Origin of the sequence: Nocardioides sp., assembly GCF_016462705.1 — a bacterium.
Taxonomy (GTDB): Bacteria; Actinomycetota; Actinomycetes; order Propionibacteriales; family Nocardioidaceae; genus Nocardioides.
On the sequence record NZ_JAEMSS010000148.1, the window covers coordinates 1 to 10,558 of the forward strand.

Genomic DNA, 10,558 nt, shown 5'->3' on the forward strand with positions numbered 1-10,558 from the left:
CCCCCCGCTCCCGGCGGCGGCGCGGGGGCGGCCATCGCCTTCGCCCGGGCCCAGATCGGCGAGCCCTACAAGTACGGCGCGGCCGGACCGGGCAGCTGGGACTGCTCGGGCCTGACCATGATGGCCTGGCAGCAGGGCGGCAAGTCGCTGCCCCACTACTCGGTCGGCCAGTACTCCACCGCCACCCCGATCGGGATCGGCGACCTGCAGCCCGGGGACCTGCTCTTCTGGGGCAGCAAGCCCTCCTCGATCTACCACGTCGCGCTCTACGTCGGCGACGGGATGATGATCCACGCCCCGCGCACCGGCCGGGACGTCGAGGAGGTCTCGATGTACTACTGGATCACGCCCAACTTCTTCGCCCGGCCGTAGGGCTGGCTGGGTAGCGTCACCCCATGGCGACCGACACCCTCCCGCCCAGCGACTTCGAGCCCGACGAGGGCGCCGCGCCTCCCGCCGAGCAGCCGGAGAAGCCCCTGCACGTCCCGCCGGAGATCGACGTCCGAGCCCTGCGGGCCTTCCTCGACGGCGAGTACGCCGAGGTGCGCGACCTGGTCCGCGCCAACCTCGCCGAGTACGCCTCGATCCTCACCGACGCCGAGACCATGAGCACCGCGGACTTCCGCGAGCGCGTCAAGGACGTCGTCGTCGAGATGGCGAAGACCGGGCAGACCGGCATGGGCTTCCCGACGGAGTACGGCGGGGGCGGCGACATCGGCGCCTCGTTGGCGGCGTTCGAGACGCTCGCCTACGGCGACCTGTCGGTGCTGGTCAAGGTCGGCGTGCAGTTCGGGCTGTTCGGCGGCGCGATCCTCCAGCTCGGCACCAAGCCCCACCACGACGCCTACCTGGCCAAGCTCATCACCGGCGAGACCATGGGCTGCTTCGCGATGACCGAGACCGGGCACGGCTCCAACGTGCAGGCGCTCGGCACCGTGGCGACGTACGACCCGGAGGCGCAGGAGTTCGTCGTGCAGACCACCCGCGAGGACGCGTGGAAGGACTACATCGGCAACGCCGCCGTGCACGCGGAGCTGGCCGTGGTCTTCGCCCAGCTCGAGGTCGCGGGGGAGGGGTGGGGCGTGCACGCGTTCGTCGTGCCGATCCGTGACGAGGGGCGGGTGTGCGACGGCGTCACGATCGAGGACGACGGCCTCAAGATGGGCCTGAACGGCGTCGACAACGGCCGGATCCGCTTCGACGGCGTCCGCATCCCGCGGACGGCGCTGCTCAACCGGTTCGCCGACGTCCGCGAGGACGGGACCTACGTCAGCGACATCGAGAACGCCAACCGCCGGTTCTTCACGATGCTCGGCACCCTGGTGCAGGGCCGGGTGTGCGTGGGCGGCGGCGGGCTCAACGCGGCCAAGGTGGCGCTGGCCATCGCGATCCGCTACGGCCTGCAGCGCCGGCAGTTCGAGGCGACCACCGAGGGCCAGGAGGACCTGCTCCTCGACTACGGGCAGCACCAGCGCCGGCTGTTCCCGCTCCTGGCCCGCACCTACGCGCTCGACTTCGCCCAGGAGATCGTGGCCGGGCAGTGCCACGACGTGTTCAGCGGCGTCATGACCGGCGAGGCCGCCGACGACAAGGTCCGGCGCGAGCTGGAGTCGCGGGCGGCGGGCACCAAGGCGCTGGCCACCTGGCACGCGACCCGGACCATCCAGGAGTGCCGCGAGGCCTGCGGTGGTGCCGGCTACCTCTCGGTCAACCGGTTCGCGGCACTCAAGGCCGACACCGACGTCTTCACCACGTTCGAGGGCGACAACACCGTGCTCCTCCAGCTGGTCGCGAAGGGCCTGCTGACCGACTACTCCAGCGACTTCGAGGACCTCGACCAGCTCGGCATGGTCCGGTTCGTCACGAGCCTGGCCGTGGAGACCGTGATCGAGAAGACCAACGCCCACAAGCTCCTCGAGCGGGTCCGCGACCTGCTGCCCGGGGGCGACCAGTGGGACCAGGAGGCGGGTGTCCTCGACTCCGACTACCAGCTCGCGATGCTGCGGTTCCGGGAGGAGCACACCCTGGCCGGGGTCGCCCGGCGCCTCAAGCGCGGCATGGACAACAAGATGAACCCCGGCGAGGTCTTCTCCCGGGTGCAGGACCACGTGATCCACGCGGCCCGGGCACACGTCGAACGGCTGGTGCTCGAGGCGTTCGTCGAGAAGGTCCGGGGCCTTGAGGACAGCCCCAACAAGGTGGCCCTCGGGCTGCTGTGCGACCTGCACGCGCTGTCGGTGATCGAGGAGGACCGGGCCTGGTTCATGGAGCACGGCCGGCTCACGACCGTGCGGTCCAAGGAGATCAGCCGCCGGATCAACTCGCTGTGCCGCCGGGTCCGGCCGCTGGCCCGGGACCTGGTCGAGGCGTTCGGGATCCCCGAGGAGATGCTGCGCGCGCCCGAGCTGATCGGACCGCCGGCGTCCTGACGGTCAGTGCCCCCGTCAGTGACCGGGTGCCGGCGCGCCCTGCGGTGCCGGGTGCGGGGTCACCGCGTCCTCGCCCTCCTCGTCCTGGAACCGCTTGAAGGAGTTGTTGACCTCCTCCTCGGCCGCGGCCCGGCCCACCCACTCGGCTCCCTCGACGGACTTCCCGGGCTCGAGGTCCTTGTAGACCTCGAAGAAGTGCTGGATCTCGATCCGGTCGTAGTAGGAGACGTGGCTGATGTCGCGCAGGTGCTCCAGGCGCGGGTCGGTCGCCGGCACGCACAGCACCTTGTCGTCGCCGCCGGCCTCGTCGGTCATCCGGAACATGCCGATCGCGCGGCAGCGGATCAGGCAGCCGGGGAACGTCGGCTCCTGGAGGATCACCATCGCGTCCAGCGGGTCGCCATCCAGGCCCAGCGTGTTCTCGATGTAGCCGTAGTCCGCGGGGTACTGCGTCGAGGTGAACAGCGTCCGGTCGAGCCGGATCCGGCCGCTGAGGTGGTCGACCTCGTACTTGTTGCGCTGCCCCTTCGGGATCTCCACGAGCACGTCGAACTCCATGTGACCCATCCTCCACCACAATGGCTCCGTGAGTACCAATGGCCGCCGGATCGCGCGCTCGCTGCGTCGTTCTCTGGCCGGCCTGCTGGTCCTCGCCCTGGTCGTCGCCGGGGTCGCGGCCTACCGGCTCGACCTGGTGGAGCCGTGGTACGACCACTTCTTCGGGGACGAGCCGACCGCCCCGCTCGCCGAGAGCCCGGCCGAGATCCCCCCGCCTCCCGGGCTCGACCTGCCGGCCGTGCCGACGGCGGCACCGGTGGCCGCCGCGCTGGCCGTCCCGGGACGGGCCGCGCCGGCGAAGGTCGAGGCCGCGCTCGCGCCGTACCTCGCCGACGCCGACCTCGGCCCACACGTGCTGGCCGCCGTCGACGACCTCACGACGGGCCGGCCGCTGGCCCGGGTCGGCAGCGGGGCGGCGATCCCCGCCTCCACCACCAAGCTGCTCACCGGGCTCGCCGCGCTGCAGGCGCTGGGGCCCGAACGCACCTTCAGCACCCGGGTCGTCGCCGGCGGACGGGGGCGGATCGTCCTGGTCGGCGGCGGTGACCCCTTCCTCATGTCCGAGCCGGTCGACGAGGACGGTCCGTCCTACCCGCCGCGCGCGGACATCGTCACCCTGGCCCAGCAGACGGCGGCCGCCCTGCAGCAGGAGGGCCGGGCCCGGGTGCGGCTGGGCTTCGACGACTCCCTCTTCGCCGAGCCGGGGTTCAACCCGGCCTGGCCGGCGGCGTACGCCGAGGAGGGTGACATCGTCTCCCCGATCACGGCGCTGTGGGTCGACCAGGGCCGCCTGCCGGAGAGCTCCGTCCGGGTCGAGGACCCGTCGCTCCACGCCGCGCAGGTGTTCGCCGCAGCGCTGGTCGAGGCGGGCGTCAAGGTCGTCGGCGACCCGACGTACGGCGTCGCGGCGTCCGGCGGCCGCGAGATCGCCACGGTCACCAGCGCGCCGGTGCGCCAGATCGTCGAGCGGGTCCTGGAGGTCAGCGACAACGAGGCGTCCGAGGTCCTCGCGCACCACGTGGGTCTCGCGGTCGGCGGGACGGGCAGCTTCGAGGCGGGTGTCGACGGGACGCTGACCACCCTCGAGGCTCTCGGCGTCCCGCGCTCCGGCATCCAGATCTACGACGGCAGCGGCCTGTCCCGCGAGAACCGGATTACCCCGGACGCACTGCTCGCCGTGCTGCGCGCGGCCGCCACCGGCGGGCCGTCGCTGCGCACCGTGATCGAGGGGCTGCCGGTCGCGGGCTTCACCGGGTCGTTGACCGACCGCTTCGCCGGCGCCCTCCCGGAGGCCCGCGGCCTGGTGCGGGCCAAGACCGGCACCCTGACCGCGGTCAGCAGCCTCGCCGGGGTCGTGGTCGACCAGCAGGGGCACCAGATGGTGTTCGTGCTGATGGCCGACCGGATCCGCAAGCCCCGCGAGACCGCCGCCGAGAACGCCATCGACGACGCGGCCGCCGCTCTCGCCGCCTGCTCCTGCGGCAGGGTGTCCCCATGACCGAAGCACCTCCGGCGGCGTGGTTCCCGGACCCCGACGACCCGGCGCAGTACCGCTACTGGGACGGCACCGCCTGGACCGAGCACCGCGCGCCGCGGTCGACGACGTCCGACCAGCTCTCCAAGGCAGGGAAGGACCTGGCTGACGGTCTGGCCAAGGGCCTCACAGCCGTCGGCGGCTGGCTGGACAAGAACGTCGCCCAGATCGGCAAGCCTTCCTTCGCCTCGGTGGCCGCGTCCTGCCAGGACGAGCCGCCCCGCGAGCCGCTGTCGCACTCGGTCGAGCTCGTGCACGCACCTGGGGACCTGCCCGGCCTGCTCCCGATCTTCGCCAGCAGCAGCGTGGCGCTGACCCCCGAGGGCGGCACCCTCGAGCAGCCCTGCCGGTTCGTCCCCAACCCGTGGGACCCCCGGGACCCGACGGGCGTCGCCGTGTTCGTCGGGACCACGAACATCGGCCGCTTCCCGGCCGACGACGCCGCGACCTACTGCCCGCCGCTGGCCGCCCTCGCCTCGCGCAGCGTGCTCGCCACCGGGATCGTGACCATCTGGGCGTCCGGGGCGGGCCAGGTGCAGGCAGCGCGGGCCACCGCACGGGTCGGTGACGTGGCGGCGTACGCCTGAGCCGGAACGCACGGGTGTCCGGCCGCGAACCAATCGCGACGCGGTGGCATCACACTCTCTGACAGCCACTCGACTGGGAGGAGTTCCCCGGTGCGGTCACTCGGGATAGTCATATCCGTGCTACTGGCGGCGCCTTCAACGGCGATCTCGTCGGCAACCGCGGCGCCAGCGACCTGCCAGGGCAAGGTCGCGACGATCAACGTCGACAGTCCGGACGGGGTCACCACAGCGGTTCCTGGAACAGCGTCCGACGACGTGATCTCCACGACCGGCTCGGTCGAGATCGAGGCATTGGCAGGCGATGACGTGATCTGCATGGAGACGGGCTACGTCAACGGCGGCGACGGCACGGACGCCGTTCAGGTGCAGGGCAGCGACGCCCGAGAGTTCCTCGACGTCCGCTTCGCCGAAGACCTCGACCTGTCCCTGGGCGGTGGGCGGGACTCGGTCGTCCTCATCTACTCGTCCGGCGGTGCGGGCGTCGTGCGCGGCGGCTCCGGGGCCGACTCCGTCATCGTGGCATCGCGGCAGTCCGTCCGGGCCGACCTTCGCCAGCACCACCTGAGCATCGACGAGACGGGTTCCTACGACCTACGCGGCTTCGAGGAGATTCAGGCAACTGGCCGCGCTGTGACCCTCAAGGGTGACGACCGAGGCAATGCGCTGTCAGGCCTCACCAGCGCCTGCCGCATCACCATCAAGGGCCGAGGCGGTAAGGACGATCTTCGGGTTCACGGCAACGGCCTCGGGCTCGTCCCGCAGGGCGGGGAGTGCCGCAACAGGTCGACCAGGATGCTGGGCGGCGGCGGGAACGACCACCTGCGGGGAGGCTTGGCGTTCAACGACACGCTTCTCGGCGGGCCGGGACGCGACACAGCCGACGGTCGCGACGGCTTCGACACATGCCGCGCAGAAGTCCGTCGCCGCTGCGAGCGATGAGGCGCCTCAGGGCACGTGAACGACCTCCCGGTTGCGCGGGAGTCCTCCCTGGAAGCTGATGGGGACGGCGTTGGCGTGCTGGACGTCGAGCGCGTCCATGGCCTGCACATGCACGTGGGGCTCGGTGCTGTTGCCGGAGTTGCCGCACCGGCCCACCTCATCCGCGACAGCAACCGCCTGCCCGACTGAGACTTGCACGCTGCCGCGCTGGAGGTGGCACATCGCGACGAACTCTCCGGTCCTCAGCTCGATGACCACGTGGTTGCCGGCCAGCCCGAGCCAACCACCGGCCACCCGCTGCCGCTGGGTGAGGGCGTACCGGATCGACGGGATGCCTCGGAACGCCTCGTGATCGGGTTCGCCGTCGTGGACCGCCACGACGACCCCGGGAGCAGGTGCGGTGAGCCGGCGTCCGAACCCCGGGAACGCCTCGGGTGGTTCGGGACGCAGGATCGAGGCAAGCGAGATCCGCGCGCTGCGGCCCCGTTCGTCGACCGGCACGAAGTCGATCGCATACGCCGTGGCGAACAGCCGGGTGCCGTGGCTGGGCACCCGGTCGGCGGGGCTGTTCTGCACCAGCCATCGCCCGCGGAACGGGTACGCCAGGTCAACGGTCGGTGGCATGGAAGCTCATCACCCGGGGCGCTCAGGCCCGGGCGTCGCCGCCCCAGTTCGCGAGCTTGGTCGCGATGGTGTGCAGGTCCGCCCGCCAGACGTCCTCGGGTCCGGGTGGCAGCACGTCGTTCCACTCGATCACCGGCGAGCCGACCACGCCGGCCAGCCGAGCGGTCCGGGCCACGAACCAGGTGTGGGCGTGCGCGCCGCCGTCCCCGTAGCGCAGCACGTGGCAACGGGCGACGTTGTCGAGCGCCTCGATGATGCGGACCAGCCGGTTGGAGATCCGGCCGTGCTCGGAGGCGAGGTCGTCGTCGAGCTCGCCGAAGTCGAGGTGCGCCTTGGGCTCGAGGATCAGCACGACGGGCAGGCCGCTCGGCGCGCCGAAGTGCTTGAGCCGCCACGCCTCGTCCTCCCAGATGACGTTGTCGGACTTCACGCTGTCGCAGGCCGGGCACGGCAGGCCGGGCGTCTCGCCGGCCCGGACCGGGTCGTCGGCGGGCGGCGGCAGCACTCTCGGGACGACGGCCCCGTCGACCGCCTCCCACGGGAAGTTGTCCCAGTCGTTGCTCGGCGGCGCCGCGAGCCGGCCGTTCGCGGAGGCGGCGGCGATGCGGGCGTGGACCTGCTCGGCAGTCTCGGCCATGCGGCCACCATAAGGTTGGCGCTGTGAGCACGATCGAGCTGCCGCCGGCTCGGGTGATCGACGGCACGCGGCACATCCACTCGGGCAAGGTCCGCGATCTCTACGAGCTCGAGCAGGGCCCCTACGCCGGGCAGCTGCTCATGGTGGCCAGCGACCGCATCTCGGCGTTCGACCACATCCTCAGCCCCGCCATCCCGGACAAGGGCGAGATCCTGACCCGGATGTCCCTGTGGTGGTTCGACCAGCTGGCGGACCTGGTGCCCCACCACGTCCTGTCAACCGACGTGCCCGCCGAGGTGCGCGGCCGCGCGGTGATCTGCGAGCGGCTGGCCATGTTCCCGGTCGAGTGCGTGGCCCGCGGCTACCTGACCGGCTCCGGGCTGCTCGACTACCGCGCGACCGGTGAGGTGTGCGGGGTGCCGTTGCCGGACGGCCTCGAGGACGGCAGCCGGCTGCCGGAGCCGATCTTCACCCCCGCCGCGAAGGCCGAGCTCGGCGAGCACGACGAGAACGTCTCGTTCGACGCCGTCGTCGAGACGGTGGGCGAGGAGGTCGCCGTCCGGCTGCGCGACCTGACCCTGGCCGTCTACGCGCGGGCCGAGGGCATCGCCCGGGACCGAGGGATCATCCTGGCCGACACCAAGCTCGAGCTCGGCGCCCGCGCCGACGGCACGATGGTCCTCGCCGACGAGGTGCTGACCCCGGACTCCTCGCGCTTCTGGCCGGCCGACCAGTGGGAGCCCGGACACGCCCAGCCGTCGTACGACAAGCAGTTCGTGCGCGACTGGCTGCTCTCGCCGGCGTCCGGGTGGGACCGCGCCGCCGACCAGCCGCCACCGGAGCTGCCGGCCGAGATCGTCGACCTGACCCGGCAGCGGTACGTCGAGGCCTTCGAGCGGCTGACCGGGCAGACGTTCTGATGGCCTCCCGATGACCCGCGAGCCGGGCGGCACCGTGCGCTTCGACGTCGACGCGCCGACGGCGTTCGACTACCTGGTCGACCCGCAGCACCGACCGGAGTGGCAGTCCAGCCTCCGCCGGGTCGTGGCCGTCGACGGCCGGCCCCGGGTCGGCCAGACCTGGACCGACGTGACCAAGCCCGGCCTGCACGCGGCGATGGAGACCACCGTCCTCGAGCGGCCGCGTCTCTGGGCGGAGTCGGGCACGTGGCGGTTCGTCCGGGCCGACCTGACACTCCGGTTCACACCGGTCGGCGACGCTGCGTGCGACGTGCACTTCCGGTTCCGCATCCACGCCCTCGGCCCGCTCGGCCTGGGCGCGAGCGTCCTCTCCGTCCCTGCGGTCCGCGGCGACCTGCGCCGCGCGGCCCGGCTCCTCGCCGGCCGGTAGCCGCGCATGGGCGCGTCGGACGAGGTGCTCGCCTGGCTGCTCGCCGGCGACGTGTCCGTCCAGTACCAGACGCGGCGCGACCTCCTCGACGACGAGGTGCCGGAGCTGCAGGACCGGATGGGCACAGAGGGGTACGCCGCCGCGCTGCTCGCCGCGCGCAGGCCCGGCGGCGGCTGGGGTCGCTCCTACTACCAGCCGAAGTGGACCTCGACCCACTACACGCTGCTCGAGCTCCGCGACCTCTGCCTGGCGCCGGACCACCCGGTCGCTCGCGACGCCGTGGCGAGCGTCCTGCGCGACCACCTGCGCCCGGACGGGGGCATCGACCCGGGAACCGGCTGGTCCGACACCTGCGTCAACGGCATGGCGCTCAGCTTCTGCGCGTGGTTCGACGGCGAGCCGTCGGCGCTGGCGCGGATCGTCGACTGGCTCCTCGACAGGCCCCTGGCGGACGGCGGCTTCAACTGCCGCACCGACCGGTCCGGCGCCACGCACTCCTCCCACCACACCACCGTGTCGGTGCTCGAGGGGCTGGTGACCTACCTGTCCCGGGGTCACGAGCACCGCCGGAGCGAGGTGCGGGCGGCGGTGGACGGCTGCGCCGGCTACTTCCTGGAGCACCGGCTGGTCCGCAGCCACCGCACCGGTGAGGTCATCCACCCCGAGTTCGTCCGCCTGCACCACCCGCCGCGCTGGCACTTCGACGTGCTCCGCGGGCTCGACGCCCTCGCGGCTGCCGGCGTCCCGCGGGACCCCCGGATGGACGACGCGGTCGCGGCGCTGCCGTCGCTGCGGAGGCCGGACGGGCGGTGGCCGGCGGGCCGGACCTGGCCGGGCGAGACCCACGCGCCCCTGGACCGCGACCACCGGGCCCGTTGGATGACCCTCCAGGCCCTGCGGGTGCTACGCACCTATGGCTAGGTTGACCGCGTGACCTCCTACAACCTCGCCACCCTGCTCGAGACCAGCGCCGAGAACTACCCGGAGCGGGAGGCGATCGTCTTCCCCGCCACCGGCCGCCGGATGACGTACGCCGAGGTGGACATGGTCGCCAACATGGTGGCCAACTTCCTGGTCAGCAAGGGCATCCAGCGCGGCGACAAGGTGGCGCTGAGCTGCCCCAACCTCCCCTACTTCTCCCTCGTCTACTGGGGGATCCTGAAGGCCGGCGGCACGGTGGTCCCGCTCAACGTGCTGCTCAAGGGACGCGAGGTCGCCTACCACCTCGGCGACTCGGACGCGAAGGCCTACTTCTGCTTCGAGGGCACCGCGGAGCTGCCGATCGGGCAGGAAGGCTTCGCCGGGTTCCAGGACGCCGACGGGTGCGAGCTCTTCGTCGCCATCACCGCCGACCTGATGGCGGACTCGCCGTTCGAGGGCACCCAGACCTTCGGCCAGATCCTGGGCGGCATGGAGGGGACCTTCGACGCCGTCGAGACCGACGAGGACGACACCGCCGTCATCCTCTACACCTCCGGCACGACCGGGCAGCCCAAGGGCGCCGAGCTCCGGCACCGCAACATGCGCGACAACGCGATGCTCGGCGAGAAGCTCTTCGGTGCCAGCGCCGAGGACCCCGACACGTTCCTCTGCGTGCTGCCGCTCTTCCACTCCTTCGGCCAGACCGTCATCCAGAACGGCGCGGCGGCGTACGGCGGCACCGTGGTCATGCTGCCGCGGTTCGAGCCCGCGGCCGCGCTCGAGCTGATGCAGAGCGAGGGCATCACCTTCTTCGCCGGCGTCCCGACGATGTACTGGGGCCTGCTGGGCGCGCTGGACGACACCGTCGACGTCGCCAAGATCAAGGACAACCTGCGGGTCGCGGTCGCCGGCGGCTCGGCCCTCCCGGTCGAGGTGCACAAGGACTTCGAGACGAAGTTCGGCGTCACCATCCTCGAGG

Annotated in this window: 12 protein-coding genes; 9 read left to right on the plus strand and 3 right to left on the minus strand. The window is 72.0% G+C overall.

Going from position 1 to position 10,558, the window contains the following annotated elements:
* Nucleotides 1-372, plus strand: a 372-nt coding sequence (locus tag JHD21_RS16615) for a C40 family peptidase (RefSeq protein ID WP_292677452.1), incomplete at its 5' end; no start/stop codon positions are given.
* A 23-nt stretch (nt 373-395) separates the two neighbouring features.
* On the plus strand, nt 396-2,429 hold the full coding sequence (locus JHD21_RS16620) for an acyl-CoA dehydrogenase (RefSeq protein WP_292677454.1): 2,034 nt from the start codon (nt 396-398) through the stop codon (nt 2,427-2,429).
* Nucleotides 2,430-2,444: 15 nt separating this feature from the next.
* Here JHD21_RS16620 and JHD21_RS16625 read toward each other — a convergent pair whose 3' ends face one another.
* Complete coding sequence (locus JHD21_RS16625) at nt 2,445-2,987, minus strand: inorganic diphosphatase (protein ID WP_292677457.1); 543 nt, start codon at nt 2,985-2,987, stop codon at nt 2,445-2,447.
* A 28-nt stretch (nt 2,988-3,015) separates the two neighbouring features.
* Here JHD21_RS16625 and dacB point away from each other — a divergent pair, with 28 nt between their 5' ends.
* The 3 genes from dacB (at nt 3,016) to JHD21_RS16640 (ending at nt 6,047) form a co-directional block, all read left to right on the plus strand.
* The gene (dacB, locus tag JHD21_RS16630) at nt 3,016-4,485 is read left to right on the plus strand and encodes a D-alanyl-D-alanine carboxypeptidase/D-alanyl-D-alanine-endopeptidase (RefSeq protein ID WP_292677458.1); all 1,470 of its coding nucleotides are present in this window, start codon (nt 3,016-3,018) and stop codon (nt 4,483-4,485) included.
* Nucleotides 4,482-5,108: a DUF2510 domain-containing protein gene (locus JHD21_RS16635; RefSeq protein WP_292677460.1), complete on the plus strand. Its 627-nt coding sequence runs from the start codon at nt 4,482-4,484 to the stop codon at nt 5,106-5,108. The genes dacB and JHD21_RS16635 overlap by 4 nt, the downstream gene beginning before the upstream one ends.
* A gap of 117 nt (nt 5,109-5,225) precedes the next feature.
* Nucleotides 5,226-6,047: a hypothetical protein gene (locus tag JHD21_RS16640; protein WP_292677462.1), complete on the plus strand. Its 822-nt coding sequence runs from the start codon at nt 5,226-5,228 to the stop codon at nt 6,045-6,047.
* Nucleotides 6,048-6,053: 6 nt separating this feature from the next.
* Here JHD21_RS16640 and JHD21_RS16645 read toward each other — a convergent pair whose 3' ends face one another.
* Entirely contained in the window at nt 6,054-6,671 is a 618-nt protein-coding gene (locus tag JHD21_RS16645) for a M23 family metallopeptidase (protein WP_292677464.1), read from the minus strand.
* Nucleotides 6,672-6,693: 22 nt separating this feature from the next.
* Nucleotides 6,694-7,308, minus strand: a complete 615-nt coding sequence (locus JHD21_RS16650; protein WP_292677466.1) for a hypothetical protein — start codon at nt 7,306-7,308, stop codon at nt 6,694-6,696.
* A gap of 23 nt (nt 7,309-7,331) precedes the next feature.
* Here JHD21_RS16650 and JHD21_RS16655 point away from each other — a divergent pair, with 23 nt between their 5' ends.
* The 4 genes from JHD21_RS16655 to JHD21_RS16670 form a co-directional block, all read left to right on the plus strand.
* On the plus strand, nt 7,332-8,228 hold the full coding sequence (locus tag JHD21_RS16655; protein WP_292677468.1) for a phosphoribosylaminoimidazolesuccinocarboxamide synthase: 897 nt from the start codon (nt 7,332-7,334) through the stop codon (nt 8,226-8,228).
* 10 nt (nt 8,229-8,238) lie between these two features.
* Complete coding sequence (locus tag JHD21_RS16660) at nt 8,239-8,658, plus strand: SRPBCC family protein (RefSeq protein WP_292677469.1); 420 nt, start codon at nt 8,239-8,241, stop codon at nt 8,656-8,658.
* Between the two features lie 6 nt (nt 8,659-8,664).
* Complete coding sequence (locus JHD21_RS16665) at nt 8,665-9,579, plus strand: hypothetical protein (RefSeq protein WP_292677471.1); 915 nt, start codon at nt 8,665-8,667, stop codon at nt 9,577-9,579.
* Between the two features lie 9 nt (nt 9,580-9,588).
* Nucleotides 9,589-10,558, plus strand: a 970-nt coding sequence (locus JHD21_RS16670; protein WP_292677473.1) for an AMP-binding protein, incomplete at its 3' end; no start/stop codon positions are given.

Coding starts and splice junctions, on each gene's coding strand:
- JHD21_RS16620 (WP_292677454.1), top strand. CDS start 396: ATGGCGACCGACACCCTCCCGCCCAGCGACTTCGAGCCCGACGAGGGC.
- JHD21_RS16625 (WP_292677457.1), bottom strand. CDS start 2,987: ATGGAGTTCGACGTGCTCGTGGAGATCCCGAAGGGGCAGCGCAACAAG.
- JHD21_RS16650 (WP_292677466.1), bottom strand. CDS start 7,308: ATGGCCGAGACTGCCGAGCAGGTCCACGCCCGCATCGCCGCCGCCTCC.
- JHD21_RS16665 (WP_292677471.1), top strand. CDS start 8,665: ATGGGCGCGTCGGACGAGGTGCTCGCCTGGCTGCTCGCCGGCGACGTG.
- JHD21_RS16660 (WP_292677469.1), top strand. CDS start 8,239: ATGACCCGCGAGCCGGGCGGCACCGTGCGCTTCGACGTCGACGCGCCG.
- JHD21_RS16645 (WP_292677464.1), bottom strand. CDS start 6,671: ATGCCACCGACCGTTGACCTGGCGTACCCGTTCCGCGGGCGATGGCTG.
- JHD21_RS16635 (WP_292677460.1), top strand. CDS start 4,482: ATGACCGAAGCACCTCCGGCGGCGTGGTTCCCGGACCCCGACGACCCG.